The 17569-nt window shown below is 72.4% G+C and carries 18 protein-coding genes; 7 read left to right on the forward strand and 11 right to left on the reverse strand.

Features of this window, described 5'->3' with window-relative positions:
• The first annotated feature begins 58 nt into the window (after positions 1-58).
• The 7 genes from ACQP2O_RS28375 (at position 59) to ACQP2O_RS28405 (ending at position 7863) form a co-directional block, all read left to right on the forward strand.
• Positions 59-1411, forward strand: a complete 1353-nt coding sequence (locus ACQP2O_RS28375; RefSeq protein ID WP_433170222.1) for an MFS transporter — start codon at positions 59-61, stop codon at positions 1409-1411.
• Positions 1408-2769, forward strand: a complete 1362-nt coding sequence (locus ACQP2O_RS28380) for an acyclic terpene utilization AtuA family protein (protein WP_433170224.1) — start codon at positions 1408-1410, stop codon at positions 2767-2769. The genes ACQP2O_RS28375 and ACQP2O_RS28380 overlap by 4 nt, the downstream gene beginning before the upstream one ends.
• On the forward strand, positions 2766-3104 hold the full coding sequence (locus ACQP2O_RS28385) for an AtuA-related protein (protein WP_433170226.1): 339 nt from the start codon (positions 2766-2768) through the stop codon (positions 3102-3104). The genes ACQP2O_RS28380 and ACQP2O_RS28385 overlap by 4 nt, the downstream gene beginning before the upstream one ends.
• The gene (locus ACQP2O_RS28390; protein ID WP_433170228.1) at positions 3101-4678 is read left to right on the forward strand and encodes a tannase/feruloyl esterase family alpha/beta hydrolase; all 1578 of its coding nucleotides are present in this window, start codon (positions 3101-3103) and stop codon (positions 4676-4678) included. The genes ACQP2O_RS28385 and ACQP2O_RS28390 overlap by 4 nt, the downstream gene beginning before the upstream one ends.
• Before the next feature lie 109 nt (positions 4679-4787).
• Positions 4788-5990 carry an acyl-CoA dehydrogenase family protein gene (locus ACQP2O_RS28395; RefSeq protein WP_433170230.1) on the forward strand — a complete coding sequence of 401 codons (1203 nt, stop codon included), beginning with the start codon at positions 4788-4790 and terminating at the stop codon, positions 5988-5990.
• Positions 5987-7078 carry a phosphotransferase family protein gene (locus ACQP2O_RS28400; RefSeq protein WP_433170232.1) on the forward strand — a complete coding sequence of 364 codons (1092 nt, stop codon included), beginning with the start codon at positions 5987-5989 and terminating at the stop codon, positions 7076-7078. Before ACQP2O_RS28395 ends, ACQP2O_RS28400 begins: the two co-directional genes overlap by 4 nt.
• 26 nt (positions 7079-7104) lie before the next feature.
• Complete coding sequence (locus ACQP2O_RS28405) at positions 7105-7863, forward strand: SDR family NAD(P)-dependent oxidoreductase (RefSeq protein WP_433170234.1); 759 nt, start codon at positions 7105-7107, stop codon at positions 7861-7863.
• Between the two features lie 139 nt (positions 7864-8002).
• Here ACQP2O_RS28405 and ACQP2O_RS28410 read toward each other — a convergent pair whose 3' ends face one another.
• From ACQP2O_RS28410 to ACQP2O_RS28460, 11 genes are all read right to left on the reverse strand, one after another.
• Entirely contained in the window at positions 8003-9499 is a 1497-nt protein-coding gene (locus ACQP2O_RS28410; protein WP_433170236.1) for a class I adenylate-forming enzyme family protein, read from the reverse strand.
• 48 nt (positions 9500-9547) lie between these two features.
• On the reverse strand, positions 9548-9868 hold the full coding sequence (locus tag ACQP2O_RS28415) for an EthD domain-containing protein (RefSeq protein ID WP_433170238.1): 321 nt from the start codon (positions 9866-9868) through the stop codon (positions 9548-9550).
• 16 nt (positions 9869-9884) lie between these two features.
• Entirely contained in the window at positions 9885-10262 is a 378-nt protein-coding gene (locus tag ACQP2O_RS28420; protein WP_433170240.1) for a nuclear transport factor 2 family protein, read from the reverse strand.
• On the reverse strand, positions 10259-10660 hold the full coding sequence (locus ACQP2O_RS28425; protein ID WP_433170242.1) for a hypothetical protein: 402 nt from the start codon (positions 10658-10660) through the stop codon (positions 10259-10261). Before ACQP2O_RS28425 ends, ACQP2O_RS28420 begins: the two co-directional genes overlap by 4 nt.
• A 298-nt stretch (positions 10661-10958) precedes the next feature.
• The gene (locus ACQP2O_RS28430; protein ID WP_433170244.1) at positions 10959-11585 is read right to left on the reverse strand and encodes a TetR/AcrR family transcriptional regulator; all 627 of its coding nucleotides are present in this window, start codon (positions 11583-11585) and stop codon (positions 10959-10961) included.
• Positions 11586-11745: 160 nt separating this feature from the next.
• Positions 11746-12555 (reverse strand): enoyl-CoA hydratase-related protein, encoded by an 810-nt coding sequence (locus tag ACQP2O_RS28435; protein ID WP_433170246.1) that lies wholly within the window; start codon positions 12553-12555, stop codon positions 11746-11748.
• Entirely contained in the window at positions 12552-13325 is a 774-nt protein-coding gene (locus ACQP2O_RS28440; RefSeq protein ID WP_433170248.1) for an SDR family NAD(P)-dependent oxidoreductase, read from the reverse strand. The genes ACQP2O_RS28435 and ACQP2O_RS28440 overlap by 4 nt, the downstream gene beginning before the upstream one ends.
• Positions 13322-14098: an SDR family oxidoreductase gene (locus ACQP2O_RS28445; RefSeq protein WP_433170250.1), complete on the reverse strand. Its 777-nt coding sequence runs from the start codon at positions 14096-14098 to the stop codon at positions 13322-13324. Before ACQP2O_RS28445 ends, ACQP2O_RS28440 begins: the two co-directional genes overlap by 4 nt.
• On the reverse strand, positions 14095-15324 hold the full coding sequence (locus ACQP2O_RS28450) for an acyl-CoA dehydrogenase family protein (protein WP_433170252.1): 1230 nt from the start codon (positions 15322-15324) through the stop codon (positions 14095-14097). The genes ACQP2O_RS28445 and ACQP2O_RS28450 overlap by 4 nt, the downstream gene beginning before the upstream one ends.
• A 66-nt stretch (positions 15325-15390) precedes the next feature.
• Positions 15391-16365, reverse strand: a complete 975-nt coding sequence (locus tag ACQP2O_RS28455) for a phosphotransferase family protein (RefSeq protein WP_433170254.1) — start codon at positions 16363-16365, stop codon at positions 15391-15393.
• Positions 16362-17564: an acyl-CoA dehydrogenase family protein gene (locus tag ACQP2O_RS28460; RefSeq protein WP_433170256.1), complete on the reverse strand. Its 1203-nt coding sequence runs from the start codon at positions 17562-17564 to the stop codon at positions 16362-16364. The genes ACQP2O_RS28455 and ACQP2O_RS28460 overlap by 4 nt, the downstream gene beginning before the upstream one ends.
• Between the last annotated feature and the right edge of the window lie 5 nt (positions 17565-17569).

A 17569-nucleotide genomic window follows, 5' to 3' on the forward strand; every position in this document is an offset into this window, starting at 1 on the left:
GCAACACGGCGGCAACGACGCCGCGACCCCCACCGTGTCTCCTGCCCGGGAGTGGCCCATGCCGCGTACGGACGTCACCGAATTCATGAAGGACAGCAGGCTGGGCCGGGTGCACATCTCGGTCGCGCTGCTCTGCGGGATCACTCTCCTGGCCGACGGCTACGACGTCGGCATCCTGGGCGCCGTGATACCGGCGCTGACCAAGTCCTGGCACATCTCCCACACCGCCGCCGGGCTGCTCGGGTCGGCCGGGCTGGCCGGCATGCTGTTCGGCGGCATCGGGCTCGGCACCGTGGCCGACCGCATCGGCCGCAAGCCCAGCCTGATCGTCTCGTTGGCCGTCTTCGGCGTCTGTGCCGGGCTCAGCGCGGCGGCCTCCGGCCCGGTCGTCTTCGACGTCCTGCGGTTCTGCGCCGGGCTGGGTCTCGGGGGCGCGCTGCCCCTCACCGCCACCCTGTCCGCGGAGTACGCGCCGCGCCGCTGGCGGTCCTCCTTCGTGATGTGGACCTCCATCGGGTACGCGACGGGGGCGCTGCTCGCGGCGGCCGTCAGCCGCGCCGCCATCGGCTCGTGGGGCTGGCGCGGCGTGATCCTGACCGGCGCGTTCCCGCTCCTCCTGGTCCCCGTCTTGGCCCTGTTCCTGCCGGAGTCGCTGGAGTGGCTGGTGCGCGGCGGCCGTACGGACCGGGCCCGCCGGATCATGGCCGCGGTGGCCGGCCCGGGACGGGTGGCCGCCGACGCGGAGCTCTACGCCGCGCCGTCGGCCGACCGGGTGCCGATGGTCCGGCTGTTCGAGCGCCGCTACGTGCTGCGCACGGTGCTGCTGGCGTTCGCCTTCTCCGGGTGCCTGCTGATGCTGTACGCCATCTTGACCTGGCTGCCGACGCTGGTCGCGAAATCGGGCCTGTCGGTGGCCGGAGGCCTCACGATGCTCATCCTGCTCAACGGCGGCGGCGTGGTCGGCATCGTCATCAACGGCGCGCTGGCCGGACGCGTCGCGGTCTCCCGCATCGTGCTCGGCTCGTACGCCTGCGTCGCGGTGTCCCTGATCGTCCTTGGATTCGCGCACTCCGACCTCACGATCGGGATGCTGGCGTTCCTGGCCGGGATGTTCGCGTACGGCTCGTCGGTCGCCGAGAACGCCTACTCCACCCTCGTCTACCCCGACGAGCTACGCGGGACCGGCACCGGCTGGTGCCTGGGCATCGGCCGGGTCGGCGCGATCGCCGGACCGTACCTCGGCGGAGCGCTGCTGGACCACGAGGTCCCGCTCAAGCTCGCCTACCTGGTGTTCGCCGCCGCCGGAGTCGTGTCGCTGGCCGCGGTGACGATCGTCCAGCGGCACCGTACGGGTGGCGGAACCCATGGCACGATCGCCGCCGGCGCCGCGCTGGGACCGGTCGAACCGTGACCGTGCCCCGAGCTTCCGCGTCCGGACAGCGGGGGCGGACGGTCCGCGTCGGCTGCGGCGCCGGGTTCGCGGGCGACCGCGTTCAGCCCGCGGTCGGCCTGGTCGACCGCGGTGAGCTGGACTACCTGGTGCTGGAGTGCCTGGCCGAGCGCACCACGGCGCTCGGGCAGCTGCGCCGGCTGGCCGATCCGGCCGCCGGATACGATCCCTCGCTCGACCGGCGGATGCGGCTGCTGCTGAAGCCGCTGGCGCGGACCGGGACCCGGCTGGTCACCAACATCGGATCGGCCGACCCGCTCGCCGCCGCGCGCCGGGTGCTGCGGATCGCCGCGGAACTGGCGGTGCCGGTGAGCGTCGCCGCGGTCACCGGCGACGACGTCCTCGACCGGATCGACGTCACCGCGCCCGCGTGGGAGGACGGCCGGCCGCTCGTCGAGCACGGCGAACTCGTCTCGGCCAGCGCCTACCTCGGCGCGGACGCGCTGCTGCCGGCCCTGCGGAGCGGCGCGCAGGTCGTCATCGGCGGCCGGATCGCCGACCCGTCGCTGTTCGTGGCACCGCTGGCGCACGAGTTCGGCTGGTCCCTCGACGACGTGGACCGGATCGCGGGAGCGACGACGATCGGCCACCTGCTGGAGTGCGGGGGCCAGGTCACCGGGGGCTACTTCGCCGATCCGCCGTACAAGACCGTGCCCGACCTGGCCGGCCTCGGCTATCCGATCGCCGAGGTCGATGAGGGCGCCGCCGGTGTGGTCACCAAACTGCCGGGCACCGGTGGCCGTGTCGACCGGATGACCGTCGCCGAACAACTCGCCTACGAGGTGACCGACCCGCGGGCCTACCTGACCCCGGACGTGACCGCCGACTTCACCACGGTCCGGATCCGCGAGACCGGACCCGACCGGGTCCGGGTGACGGCGACCACCGGCGCGCCGCGCCCGCCGACTCTGAAGGTCAGCGTCGGATACCGCGCCGGGTTCCGCTGCGAGGCGGAGATCTCCTACGCCGGCGCGACGGCGCTGCACCGGGCACGGCTGGCCGGCCAGGTCGTCGCCGACCGGCTCGACGGCCTGATCCCCCGGCTGCGGGCCGACTACATCGGAGCCACCGCCCTGCACGGCGACGACCTGGGCGGCGGCGCCGAACCGTACGAGTGCCGGCTGCGGATCGCCGGCATCGCGCCCACCCGCGACGCCGTCGAGGCCATCGGCCACGAGGTCACCGCCCTCTACACCACCGGGCCCGCGGGTGGGGGCGGGGTCCGCGTCACCACGGAGGAGGTCATCGGCATCGTGTCCACCTCGATCGAACGGTCGCTCGTGGAACCCCGCGTGCATCACCCGGTGGCCGATCGATGAAGGTCAGGCTCGCCGAGGTCGCCCACTCGCGCGCCGGGGACAAGGGGACGCTGGTCACCCTGTCGCTGATCCCGTACGACCCGCGCCACTACCCGGACCTGTGCCGCCTGGTGACCGCGGAGGTCGTCCGGGACCACCTGGCCGGGCGGGTCCACGGACACGTCCTCCGGCACGAGATGCCCAACCTGCCCGCGCTGCTCTTCGTCTGCCGGCGCGACCCGGACGACACGGTCACCGCGTCGCTCTACCTCGACACCCACGCCAAGAGCCTCAGCAGCGCCCTGCTCGAGCTCATCGTCGACCTGCCCGACACACCGGAAGGACGCTCCGCATGACACGACGAGGCATTCGCCGCGCCGTCGCCATCCTGGCCGCCGTCGCTCTCACCGCACCGCCCGCGCAGGCCGGCGCCACGCCCCGGGTCGGTGCCACGCGCACGGCCTGCGCGGGTGTCCGGCACCTGCCCGGAGCCCGGATCACCGCCACCGAGCAGGTCGCGGCCGGTTCCTACACGACCCCCGACGGCCAGACCTTCACCGGCCTTCCGGCGTTCTGCCGGGTCGCCGCGGTCACGGCGCGTACCGTGCGGTTCGAGGTGTGGATTCCGTCCGGCGCATGGTCGGGTGCCTACGAGGCCGTCGGCAACGGCGGCTTCGCCGGCACGATCACGTACGCGGCCATGGCCCAGGCGCTGCGCGCCGGGTACGCCACCGCCTCCACCGACACCGGCCACTCCGCCTCCGACACCGTCGGCACCTGGATCAGTGATCCCGTCCTGCTCGCCGACTGGGGACATCGTTCGATCCATCTGATGACGGAACCCGCCAAGGCGGCGATCGCCGCGTACCGAGGTCGCCGGCCGCACCACTCCTACTTCGTCGGTGGCTCGACCGGCGGTGATCAGGCGATGGAAGAGGCCGAATACTTTCCGCGCGACTATGACGGCATCGTCGCGATGGCGCCTGGAATGGCCTACAGCCATCTCATGATGAGCTTCGTTCACACCGCCCTCCCGTCCGAACGCGACCCCGACGCCTACCTTCCGCCGGACAGGCTGGCACTGCTGAACCACGCGGTGCTGTCGGCGTGCGCGGCCGACAAGGCGGTGCCCTCCGACGACTACCTCACGCGGCCGCAGGACTGCCACTTCGACCCCACGACGTTGCTGTGCCCCGAAGGCGGCGGCGCCTCGTCCTGCCTCACCGCACCGCAGGTCGCCGCCGCGAAGGTCATCTACGCGCCCGTGCGCGACGCACGTACCGGCCGGGAGCTGTATCCGGGGTTCGTCCGCGGCAGCGAGGCCGACCCGGAGAGCGGTGCCGCGTCCAGCGCGGGCTGGTACAGCGTCCAGAGCTCCGGCGGCCACAGCCTGGTCCGGCAGTACGCGCAGCCGCTGTTCGGCCGCGCCGTGTTCGGCGACCCGAACTGGGACTGGACCGGCTTCGATTTCGGCCACGACGCCGACGCGGTCGAGGCCAGGCTCAGCCCCGTCATCGACGCGACCAGCCCGGACCTGCGCGCGTTCGCGGCCCACGGCGGAAAGCTGATCATGACGCAGGGCTGGTCCGACGCCTACAACGCCCAGACACTCCCGATCGAGTACTACGACAAGGTCGTACGGCGGCTGGGCGGCCCGGCGCGCACCCGCTCCTTCTTCCGGCTGTTCATGCAACCCGGCGTCGGGCACGTCGCCGGCGGTCCCGGGCTTGACGGTTACGACGCCATCGGGACCGTCCGTGCGTGGGTCGAGCGAGGGACCGCGCCCGACAGCATCACCGCTTCCAAGGCGTCTTCCGGGCAGACCCGGCCGTTGTGCCCGTATCCGCAGGCGGCCGCCTACAGCGGCGACGGTGACACCCGCGTGGCATCGAGCTTCCACTGCTCGCCCGAAGGCAGGTCTGCACCATGAGATACACCCTTGCCAATTTGAATTCAATTCAAGAAGATATAGGGGTGTTTCCGTAGCGGTACAGACGTCGTCGTACGGCGGATGCCGCATGGCCAGGCCAGGGGTGAGGGTGTCCATCGATTTCGAGATCGACGAGCGGACCGACGGCATCGCGCGGCGCACCACCGCTTTCGTCCGGGATGTGGTGCTGCCCGAGGAACAGGCGTCCGACGGGAACGTCCACGCCGGGCCGGAGCCACTTCGGCGTCGGCTGCAGGAGGCGGCCCGGACGGCGGGCGTGTTCGCTCCCCACGTCGGTGCGGAGTGGGGCGGGCACGGGCTGGACCTGCGCGGCCAGGCCGTGGTGTTCGAGGCGGCGGGGTACTCGCTCCTGGGCCCGCTCGCGCTCAACTGCGCGGCGCCCGACGAGGGCAACATGCACCTGCTCGCGATGGTGGCGACCGAGAAGCAGAAGGAACGGTACCTGCGCCCGCTGGCGGCCGGCGAGGTGCGCTCGTGCTTCGCGATGACCGAACCCGCGCCCGGTGCCGGATCCGACCCCCGCGCGCTCGCCACGACCGCGACGAGGACCGCGAGCGGCTGGCGGATCGACGGCCGCAAGTGGTTCATCAGCGGCGCGGACGGCGCCGCGTTCACCGTCTGCATGGCCCGTACCAGCGGGGTCCCCGGAGACCGCGGCGGCGCGACGATGTTCCTCGTCGACGCCGGCAACCCGGGAATGAAGCTCGTCCGGAACATCGACACCCTGGACCAGGGCCTGTTCGGCGGGCACAGCGAGATCGTTTTCGACGGTTGCGAGGTCGGCGACGACGCGGTGCTGGGCGAGGTGGACCAGGGCTTCCCGTACGCGCAGGTACGCCTCGGCCCCGCCCGGATGACCCACTGCATGCGCTGGCTCGGGGTGGCACGCCGTGCCCAGGACATCGCCCTGGACCGCGCGGCCGACCGCTCGGCGTTCGGCCGGCCGCTGGCCGAACTCGGCATGGTGCAGCAGTTGCTCGCCGACAACGAGATCGATATCGAGACCGGCCGCGCGGTGCTGTGGCGGGCCTGCTGGGAGCTGGACCAGGGGCGCCCGGCCGCCCAGCACACCTCGATCGCCAAAACGTACGTCTCCGAGGCGGTGAACCGGGTGGTCGACCGGGCCGTGCAGGTGTGCGGAGCGCTCGGCATCTCGGGTGACGTCCCGCTCTCGCGGCTGTACCGGGAGGTGCGCCCGTTCCGCATCTACGACGGCCCCTCCGAGACCCATCGCTGGGCGATCGCCAAACGCGCGGTGCGCGCGGCGAGGGAGCGGAGGGCGGCACGGTGACCGGGCCCGGGAGCGACACGGCCGTCGGCAGCGCGGGAACAGAGGGCCGCACGGTGACCCGGTCCGGGAGCGACACGGCCGTCGTCGGCGTCGACGGACCCGCGCTGCAGCGCCACTTCGACCGCCACATCCCCCAGTGTGCGGGTCCGCTCCGGGTCACGCCGTTGCACGGCGGGCGCTCCAACCTCACCTATGAGGTGACCGACGGCACGCACCGCTGGGTCCTGCGCCGGCCGCCGCTGGGAGTGCTCACCCCCACCGCGCACGACATGGACCGTGAGTACCGCGTCGTCGCCGCGCTCGGCCGCACCGAGGTGCCGGTCGCGCGCGCCGTGCTGTCGTGCTCCGACCCCACGGTGATCGGGGCGCCGTTCTGCGTCGTCGACTTCGTCGAGGGGACGGTGCTGCGCGACGGCGACGAGGCGGCCGCGCTGGATCCCGCCGACGCGCGGCGCAGCGCCGAGGCGCTCGTCGACGCCCTGGTGGACCTCCACTCGGTCGACGCCGCCGACGCCGGGCTGGACGGCTTCGGCCGTCCCGAGGGATACCTGGAGCGTCAGGTGCGGCGGTGGCGCGGGCAGTGGGACAAGGTCGCCACCCGCCCGCTGCCCGGCATCGACGAACTCCACGGCCGCCTGGCCCGGGCCCTGCCCGTGAGCGGCGCCTCGGCGATCGTGCACGGCGACTACCGCCTGGACAACGTCATCCTGGCGCCCGGCGACCCCGGACGGATCGCCGCGATCGTGGACTGGGAGATGGCGACGCTCGGTGATCCCCTCGCCGACCTCGGGATGCTGCTCATGTACTGGGAGCCGACCTGCGAGCCGGTGCTGGGGGTACGCCACGTCCCGACCGCCAACCCCGGCTTCCCGTCGGGCCGGGAACTGGCCGAGCGGTACGCCCAGCGGTCCGGCCGCGACCTCGGGGACCTGCACTTCTACCGCGCTTTGGCGTACTTCAAGCTGGCCGTCATCGCCGAAGGCATTCACGCCCGCCACCTCGCGGGCCGGACCGTCGGCACCGGATTCGAACGGGTCGGGTCGGCGGTTCCCGCGCTGCTGCGCTCGGGATTGGAGCTCCTGCCGTGACCGACACACCGAGTGAAGGAGGGCCCGTGCACGGCCGACTGTCCGGACAGACCGCACTGGTCACCGGTGCGACCGGTGGCATCGGGGAGGCGGTCGTACGCCGCCTGGCCGCCGAAGGCGCCGCCGTCGCGGTGACGGACGTGGACGCCGGTCCCTGCGAAGCGCTGGCGACGGAACTGACGGCCGGCGGAGGGAGGGCACTCGCTCTTCCGCTGGACGTCACCGACGAACAGCGGTGGTGCGCCGCGGTCGAACGCGTCGTCGCCGAGTTCGGCGGCCTGTCCGTGCTCGTCAACAACGCGGGCATCGCCGAGATGCGAACCGTCGAGACCGAGACCCAGGAGACCTGGGACAAGGTCATCGCCGTCACCCAGACCGGCGTCTGGCTCGGCATGAAGCACGGCGGGCCCGCGATCGAACGCGCCGGCGGCGGCTCCATCGTCAACATCGCGTCCATCTTCGGCACGGTCGGCGGGTTCGGCAGTCAGTTCTCCTACCACGCCGCGAAGGGCGCGGTCCGCCTGATGACCAAGAACGCCGCCCTGCACTGGGCGGAGCGCGGCGTGCGCGTCAACTCCATCCACCCCGGCTTCATCGAGACTCCGCGTTCGCGGAACCTGTGGCGCGGCACGCCCCGCCACACGGCGATGGTCGAGGGCACCCCCATGCGGCGGCTCGGCCGACCCGAAGAGGTCGCCGGGGCGGTGGCGTTCCTGGCCTCCCAGGACGCGAGCTTCATCACCGGCTCCGAGCTGTACGTGGACGGAGGCTGGACGGCCCGCTGAGTCACGGGCGGGCGTCGGCGTACCGGGCCATGAGCCGCAGCGAGTCCGGGTAGACCCGCGAGCCCGGCAGCCGGCGCGGTTCCACGGCGTGCGTGTAGTGGTCGCGCACGGTGATCCGCCGGCGGGACGTTCCGCCGCCTCAGGCCGGATCGGCCGTTCGGTCGCGCAGCCGGGCGGCCAGGTCGCGAGCCCCGGCCCGGTCGAGCTTGCCGACCTTGGTCTGGGGCAGTTCGGCGACGCTGTAGACGTACTCGGGCCACTTGCTCTTGGACAGGCCGACGCTCTCCAGGTATCCGGTCACCTCGGCCAGCCCGATGTCACGGCCGTCCTCGGTGACGGCCAGCAGCGCGACGCGTTCACCGAGCACCTCGTCGGGGACCGCCGCGACGCACGCCGACGCGACCCGCGGATGGCCGGCGACGGCGCGCTCGATCTCGGTGATGTCGATGTTGCGGCCCCCGCGGATGATGACGTCCTTCTCCCGGCCCATGATGCTGATGGTGCCGTCCTCATGGGTCATCAGCAGGTCGCCGGTGGGAAAGTAGCCGTCCGCCGTCAGCTCGGGCGGCTGGACGCGCCCGTCCCGGGCGTAGCCGAGGAAGAGGGACGGGCCGCGCACCTGCGCCCGGCCGGTCACGCCCGGGCCGGCCACCCGCCCGTCGAGGGTGATCGCGCGAACGTCCGTCCCCGGGAAGGGCCGTCCGTCCCTGCCGAGACGGATCTCCTCAGGGTCGCCGGGACCGGGGGACGTGTGTCCGAGGCATTCGGACATGCCGAAGACACGCAGGATCTTCGTGCCCAGGGACCGTTCGGCGCGGGCGAGGGCCCCGCGGTCCATGGGCCCGCCCCCGACGGTGATCGAGCGGGCGCAGCGGAGGACACCGGAGCCGGCGGCCTCGACGCCCATCTGCAACGCCATGGTCGGGACGCACATGGTCCAGCGGACGTCGGCACCGCCCATCCGCTCCAGCGCGACGGCGCGGTCCCACCTGCTCATCAGGACGAGCGGGCCGCCCAGCAGCAGGGCGAGGTAGACGCCGAAGCAGTACGCCGCCGTGGACGACAGCGGCACGATCGCGGCGACGGCGTCGCCGCGGGACAGGCCGTTGATGGCGATGGTGCTCGCCGTGGCATAGCGCAGGGCCTCCTCGGACTGGACGACGCCCTTGGGACGCCCGGTCGATCCGGAGGTGAGGCCGATCAGGACACCGCCCGACCACCGCGACACGTCGCTCGGCCGGGACGCGGACCGCGCCTGCCAGCCGCCGAGCACCGTGCCCGCCGAGGCCGGCAGCAGATCGTGCACCGCCCATTCCTCCATCGCCGAGGGCTCGGCGACGACGGCGTCCGGGCGGATGTCCTCCCAGGCCGCGGCGAACTCCTGAGGTGTCGTGTGCCGGTTGACCACCGCCAGCGTCCCGCCCCGCAGGCCGACGGCGAGGGTGGCGGCGACGGTGCGCCACGAGTTGTCGGCCTGGAGCATGACGGTGCCGCCCGCGGCGGCGGACACCGCTCCGGCCAGCCGGGCCGCCTCGTCGAGCATTTCCCGGGCCGTGTGGGGGCCCGTGTCGTCGATGACGGCGACGAAGTCGGCCTCCTCGGCCCTCTGCTGGAACTCCCGCGTTACCTGTCGCATCCTGCTTCCTCGCTGGCGCCGTGCCCCGACCTGCGTCCCCCGGAGGTCTCAGGCGGTGAACATCTCCGCCTCGTGTCCCATGACGGCGATACGGCGGCCCCTCATGTCCCCGACCTGTGCCACCGCGTCCGCCCACTCAGGGCTCGCGAGGGCCTTCTTCAGCTCCTCTGGAGAGTCGAAGCTGAGCACGGAGATCCCGTCCCAGCCCTCGGATCGCTGCTCCAGCGCGTCGTCGATCGCGGTGTGCCGCCAGGCCCGCAGTCCGGGCAGGCGGTAGGTCAGGTCCGCGTGGTCGCCCCGCCACCAGTCGATGAACTGCTGGTGGGTCCAGTCCGGAGGCCGGGACGCGAGCAGAATCAGGTTGTACACGACCGTCTCCCTCTGGTCAGTCGAAGCGGATCTCGGACGACCGGCCGATCAGCAGGCGCTGCAGCCGTCCTTCGCCGTTCACCCGCCCGGCGGCGACGAAACCGGCCTCGGGGACGCCCCCGCGCCGTACTTCTCCCAGGAACAGTTCATCCCGGCCGATGGTGGTCGCCGACAGCAGGTGGTGGGTCCGGGTGCCCTTCTCGCGTTGTTCGAGATAGCCGACGAGGGCCGCGCGGCCGCCGGCGAAGTCGGTGGCGTTGCCATCTCCGGTGGAGAACAGGATGGACAGCGCGAAGTCATCGCTGATCAGGTCGAGGATCTTCGACGGCTCGTCACCGTCGAGGAGCTCGAACCATCGGGTGAGGAACGGCGCCGCGGCGGAGGACTCGGTCATGCCCGGCTCCTGTCGGTCAGGGCGGCGGATCCGGGCCGGCCGCCCGGCTCGGTCCAGTCGACCAGTTGGAAGGAGGTGCTGAAGTACGACTGGTAGCGCGCCAGGAGGCCGCCGGGTGAGACGACCGCCGCGGACAGGAACGAGCCGGTGTAGCGTCCGCGCTCCGTCACCACGCCATAGACGATCTCAGTGTCACCGTCTCTGCTGTAGCGCAGGACCTCGTGTGCCCGGTCGACCGGATTGCGCCCGGCGATGTAGGCCGCGAAGTCGTCTCGGGACGTTCCGGTGACCTCCCTGCCCGGCAGGGCGATGAGGAAGCGGAAGTCGGGTTCGAGCAGCTCCAGTGTCCGCTCCGGATGCCGGCTGTCCATGCTCGCCATGTATGCACGCAACGTCATGAGTGTGCGCCCTTTCATCCGGCGGCCGTTCGACGGCCTGGGGGGTGTCGGTCGCCGACGGACCGACGGAGACGCCGCCAGCCGCGGCGAAATACAACTTGAGTTCAGTTCAATTAGGATCGTAACGAGGGGGAAACACACCTGGCAAGGACCATGGGCGGACCGATCGCGGCGGTTCCGGGCGCGGGCAACACCCGGAAGGAGCCGGCGGCGGTCCGCCGGCGAACCGCAGGACGACGCCGAAAAGCCCTCTGGCGGACGTTCGTCCGCCGGAGGGCACGGCAAGGGACCAGAGTCGTCACATGGCGACGATGCGCACGCAGGCGTCCTCGATCAGATCGCTGATCTCCGACAGCGGCGTGGGCCCGGACGGCCGGTACCACCGCCACACGCTGACGATGAGCCCGAGCACGCTCGCGCCGAGCAGCTGCGCGTCACGCAGCGGGAACGCCCCCTGGGACATGCCGCGCACGAGGAGGTTCGTCCAGTCCCGCTCGACCACCTGGACCAGCTGACGGGCCGCCACCCGCTCGGCCTCCTCGCGCTTGGACTTGCGGGCGCCGGACAGCAGATCCATGTGGTTGTGCAGGATGCGCATCTGCAGAACCTCCTGGTCGGAGACGTCGTACGCCGCGCGGACCGCCGAGCGCAGCGCGTCGACCGGGTCGGCGACGTCCGCGGTCGCCTCCGCGAACTTGTCGTGCGACCGCTGCAGCTCCAGCCGCATGATGGTGAGCAGGCAGTGGGTCTTGGACTCGAAGTAGTGGTAGAGCGCGGTCTGCCCGATGCCGACCCGCTCCGCCACAGTGGACCACTTCGTGGCCTCGAAACCCGTCTCACCGAAGCAGTCGACCGCCGCCGCGAGAACGGCGGCACGCTTGGACCTCGGCCCCGCCTCCGGTTCTTCGACGAAGCTCGCCGCCATGACCTGCCTCCTGACCGTGGATCACCCCGTCCGCAACCGAGCGTAGACCCAACCTGAACTCGGTTGCGAATCGACCGAATCACAGACGCTCGAGCATGGTGGCCGGCCGACGGGGATACGGACCGGCTCCGACGATGAATGCTTCCGACACAGGGATCTCCTAGGGGGTTCGGCGGTCAGGGACGGGCGGGACGCGCGTGAAGTCCGGCGTCCGCTTGCCAAGGAAGGCCGCGACGCCCTCGCGGCCCGTGTCGGAGGCGGCCAGGGCGGCGATGGAACGGGCCTCGGCGTCCAGGTGCGGGCCCAGCTCCGCGGTCGGCCCGGCGGCGACGAGCCGGCGGGTGGCGCCGAAGGCGGCCGTGGGCCCCCGGCGCAGCGCCTCGGCCGTACGCTCGGCCTCGGCGGCCAGCGCGTCCGCTGCGACGACCCGGCTGACCAGCCCGATCTCCGCCGCCTCCGTCGCCGGCACCCGGCGGTTGGTCAGCAGCAGGTCCAGGGCCCGCTTTGGACCCACGAGCCGGGGCAGGGACCAGCTCGTCCCGGCGTCCGGTGAATAGCCGATTCCGGTGTACGCCGCGGTGAACGACGCGTCCTCGGCCGCCAACGTCACGTCGGCCGCCGCGGCCAGGCCGATGCCGGCACCGGCCGCCGCGCCCTGCACGGCCGTCACCAGGGGCGCGTCCATGGCGGCGAACGCCCGCAGGGCCTCGTGCAACGCGTCGGTCACCGCGATCAGGTGCTTCTCCAACGCCTCACCCGTGAGCGTGGCGAACTCCCGCAGGTCCCCGCCGACGCAGAAGGACCGTCCCTCACCGGTGAGCAGCACGGCCCGCACGTGCTTGCCGGCGCAGGCGCGCGCCGCCTCCCGCAGCCCGCGCGCCGTCTCCAGATCGATCGCGTTGCCCGCCTCGGGCCTGCGGAGGGTGACGCGGGCGAGGCCGCCCTCGTCGATCTCGAAGCCGACGGTCATCGCGCGGTCCATCCGCCGTCGACGGTCAGGACCTGCCCGGTGCAGTAGGAGGAGGCGTCCGAGGCGAGGAACAGGAGGGCGCCGTCGAGTTCGTGCTCGTGGCCGCCGCGGCGCAGCAGCGTGTTGCGCTCGACCCATCGGCCGGAGCGCTCGTCGCCGAACAGGTCGGCGGTCATCTCGGTGCGGAACCAGCCCGGCGCGAGCGCGTTGACGCGTGTCCCGCCGCCGCTCCACTGGCCGGCCAGCTCGCGGGTCAGGCCGATCAGCCCCGCCTTGGACGCCGAGTAGCCCGCCCCGCCCAGGGGGGCGGTGGTGACCAGGCCGAGGATGGAGGCGACGTTGACGATGCTCCTGCCCTGGGTCGGCGCGGCCGCCTCGGCGGTGAGGCGGGCCAGATGGTACGGGGCGGTGAGGTTCACGGCGAGGAGGTCGGCGAAGGCGTCGGGTGATTCGGCCTCCGCGCGTGTCTCGCCGGGCACGGCGGCGTTGTTGACCAGGACGTCGATGCGGCCGGTGGCGGTCACCGCCGTCTCGACCAGCCGTACGCGGTCGGCCTCTGAAGAGACGTCGCAGGTGACGGGGTGGATGCGCGCGTCGGAGTCGGCGAGCGCCGTGAGCCGACCGGTGCGGCGAGCGGCGGCGAACACGGTGGCGCCGGCCTGGGCGAGGACGGCGGCGAAGCGCGCGCCCAGCCCGGCCGAGGCCCCGGTGACGATCGCCGTCCGGCCCTCCAGCGAGAACAGGTCGGAGGCGGACCCGGGGGCGCTCACTCCTCCACTCCGATCGGCAGGGCGGTCGCGCCGCCGTCGAGCACGAGGGTCTGGCCGGTCATCCAGGAGGAGACGTCGCTCGCCAGGAACAGCGCCGCGTTCGCCACGTCCTCCACCGTGCCGAGGCGCCGCAGGGGCAGCCTGGCGGTCAGGATGGACTCGCGGGCCTCCCACACGGCACGCGCCAGCTCCGTCTTGATCAGCCCGGGGGCGATGGCGTTGACCCGCACCGCAGGCCCGAGTTCGTACGCGAGCTGCCGGGTCATGTGCAGCATCGCGGCCTTGGTGGCGTTGTAGTAGCCGATGTGCGGATCGACGATGAGCCCGCCGACCGACGCGATGTTGACCACGGCTCCCCCGTGCGTGCCCATCCAGGCCTGCCAGGCGAAGCGCGTCCAGGCGATCATGCCGTACTGGTTGACGCGGACGGTCTTCTCCGCGCGCGGCAGGTCCAGGCCGAGCAGGTCGCCGTGGTAGGGGTTGGTGGCCGCGTTGTTGACGAGGACGTCGATGCGGCCGAACCGCTCCATGGTCTGGTCGACGCACGCCTCGGCCTGGTCGGGTTCGCCCGCGTTGGCCACGACCGTGAGGATGTCGCCGTCGCCCTTGACTCGTAGCAGTTCCTCCCGCGCCGTGGCGAGCCCTGCCGCTTTGCGGGCGGCGATCACCACGTGCGCTCCGGCCTCGCGGTAGGCGGTGGCGATGCCGAGGCCGATGCCGCGCGATCCGCCGGTGATGACGGCGACCCTGCCCTCCAGAACGTTGGTGCTCACGTTGTTCCCGCCTTGTCGTCGTTCTTCCGGTACTTGGCCAGTTCCAGGCGTGCCACAGTCCGCAGATGCACCTCATCCGGCCCGTCGGCGATGCGCAGCGCCCGCGTGATGGAGAACAGGCGGGCGAGCACCGTGTCGTCGCTGACGCCGGCCGCGCCGTGCGCCTGCACCGCGCGGTCGACCACCCGGTGGGCCACGTCCAGCGCCGCCACCTTGATCGCGGCGACCTCCATGCGGGCGGCGGCGTTGCCGACGGTGTCCATCAGCCAGGCCGACTTGAGCACGAGGAGGCGTAGCTGCTCGATCTCGATGCGGCTGCGGGCGATCCACTCTCGTACCACGCCCTGGTCGGCGAGCGGCCCGCCGAAGGCGACGCGTTCGGTGACCCGTTCGCACATCAGCTGCAGGGCCCGTTCGGCGAAGCCCACGGCGCGCATCGCGTAGTGCATACGCCCGGGGCCGAGCCGCCCCTGGGCGATCGCGAACCCCTCGCCTTCCCCGCCGAGGATGTTCGCCGCCGGCACGCGGACGTCTTCGAAGAGCACCTCGCCGTGGCCGAGCCGGTCGGTGTAGCCGAACATCGGCAGGTCGCGCACGACGGTGACGCCCGGCGTGTCCCGGGGGACGAGCAGCATGCTCTGCTGCCGGTACGTGGGCGCGTCCGGATCGGTCTTGCCCATCACGATGATCAGCTTGCAGTCGGGGTCGAGGATGCCGGAGGTGTACCACTTGCGGCCGTTGACGACGTACGTGTCGCCGTCGCGGGTGATGCGGGTGCGGATGTTACGGGCGTCCGAGCTGGCGACCTCCGGCTCGGTCATCGCGAAGCAGGAGCGGATCTCGGCGCTCAGCAGGGGCCGCAGCCACCGATCCTGCTGCTCCGGGGTGCCGTACAGCGCGAGCAGCTCCATGTTGCCGGTGTCGGGGGCCGAGCAGTTGAACGCCTCCGGGCCGATGATGGAGCGGCCCGCCAGCTCGGCCAGCGGCGCGTACTCCAGGTTGGTCAGGCCCGCTCCCCAGTCGCCGTGCGTCATGAAGAGGTTCCACAGGCCCTCGGCGCGCGCCTTCTCCTTCAGCTCGATCATCACCGGCGGCAGCGCGTGCGGGTCGTCCGCCTCGGCCAGCTGCCGGTCGTAGACGGCCTCCGCGGGAAGGACGTGCTGCTCCATGAACGACCGCATGCGGTCCTGCAGTTCGCGCGCCCGTGGCGAGAATCCGAAGTCCACGATTGCTCCTGTTCACCGGCGCCCGCGAGACGTGCGGAGCGCCCTGGCTCATGTCGTCGGGCGGGATCAGCCGAGGATGTCGCGCGCCGTGCGGATCATCGCGGCGATGGTGGGCGGCAGCCGCTCCTGATCCGGGTCGTGATGCTTACCCTCGCGGTGCCGGCGCAGGTTGTGACCCATGATCGCGGCCATCTTCATGCGGCCCAGCGCCCGGAACCAGTCCAGGGCGGGCGGCGCGGGCCGGCCGCCGAGGTAGGCGTCCAGCAGCTCCGTCTCCGTGGGCAGGCCCGGCACGGCCCGCCCGACGCCGGGGAAGTTCCGGTGGTCGGTGAAGAGCAGGAACCAGCCGAGGTCGATGCGCGGGTCACCGACGCTCCAGATCTCCCAGTCGATGACGGCCGCGGCGCGATCCGCGACGCACAGCACGTTGCCGAGCCGGAAGTCGCCGTGCAGGAGCACCGCCGAGACGTCGTCGGGGACGTCGTCGGCCAGGCGCGTCAGCAGCTCCTCCGCGCCGGGACGCAGGTCCGCCGGTACGGCGTGCATGGTCCGGCTCCATCGCTCCAGCTCGCCCGCGGCGTCGAGCGGGTCGGGCGGGTCGAGGCCGGGCGTGCGGACATCGGTGTCGTGCAGCCGTCGCAGCACGGAGGCGATGTCCAGCATCCGGGCGCGGGCCGTCGCGGTGGCCACCTCGGGGCCGTCGAGCACGGGCTCGACGGCCTCGCCGGTGACGAACTCCATGGCGAACCACGCGGGCTGGGTCGCGTCCACGGCCATGACGCCCGGCACCGGTACCGCGGACCCGGCGAGCGCGCCGAGCACGCGGGCCTGTCGCAGCACGTCGTTGCGGCCGACCGGCCGCTGTCCGGGAGGCACCGCCTTGACGACGTACCCGGCGTCTCCGACGACGACCGAGTAGGTCAGCCCCGAGTGGCCGCCCGGCAGGGCTCGCAACGCGCCGACCGGCGCGCCGGGGTGCCGACGGGCGAGATGGTCCCGGACCCGTACGGTCAGTTCGGCCGTTCCGGTGAACGTGCTCATCGGGCCGGGTCCTTCGGCAGGCCCAGCACCCGCTCGGCGAGGATGTTGCGCTGGATCTCGTCGGTGCCGCCCGCGATGCTGTAGCCGGGCGCGCCCAGCAGGTGCTCCGTCCACGCGTAGGTGCCCCACTCCTCCGTGTCGGCCACCAGGCGCGGTCCCAGCAGCTCCGACACCAGGTCGCTCGTCCGCCGCATGGTCTCGGTGGCGTAGAGCTTGCCGACGGACGCCTCCGCGCCGGGCTCGTGCCCGGCGACGAGGGCGGCGGTCACCCGCAGGCCGATCAGCCGCTGGACGAGCGTGCGGATGTGCAGGTCGGCCGCCCGCTGTAGTTCACCGCCGGTGAGGGGGCGGGGCAGGTGCCGGGCCAGTTCCAGCGCCCGGTCGGCGTTGTCCAGGCCGAGGCCTCCGGAGTCGAGCCGTTCGGCCGCCAGGACGCTGAGGGTGACCCGCCAGCCTTCGCCGACCGGTCCGAGCCGGTCGGTGTCGGGCACCACCACACCGTCGAGGTACACCTCGTTGAAGCTGGTGCCGCCGGTCATCTGCCGGATGGGCCGTACCGTCACGCCCGGCGCGTCCATGCGTACGAGGAAGACGGTGATGCCGGCGTGCTTGCTCGCCTCCGGATCGGTGCGGCACACCGCGACGCCCCAGGTCGCCACCTGCGCCCCAGAGGTCCAGACCTTGTGGCCGTGCAGAATCCAGTCGTCGCCCTCGCGCACCGCCCGGGTACGCACGGCGGCGAGGTCGGAGCCGGCCTCCGTCTCGGAGAACAGCTGGCAGGCCAGTTCGTCGGTGCGGAGCATGGGCCGCAGCCAGCGCTCCTTCTGCTCCTCGGTGCCCCAGATGCCGATCGCCGGGGCGACGAGCTGCTGCGTCACCGGGAAGATCTCGGTGCGGTGCGGAACGTCGAACGCGGCCTCCTCCGCGCGGTACAGCTGCTCGTAGTACGCGGGCAGGCCGCGCCCCCCGTACTTCTCCGGCCGGTGCAGCGCTCCCCACCCGTGGTCATAGCGGGTGCGCTCCCATTCCTGGACGCGGGCGGTGTGCTCGCGTTCCTCCGCCTCGGTCCAGTTCTCGAACACGGCGACGGAATCGGATCCGCTGCCCCACTCCCCCTCGGCGGCACGTGGACCGGCCACGGTGGCGAGCCACTGCCGGGCCTGCGCGCGGAACCCCTCCGGTCCGAGGATGTCGCTCATCGCTT

Source organism: Actinoallomurus sp. CA-150999 (genome assembly GCF_050942425.1).
Classification (GTDB): Bacteria; Actinomycetota; Actinomycetes; order Streptosporangiales; family Streptosporangiaceae; genus Actinoallomurus.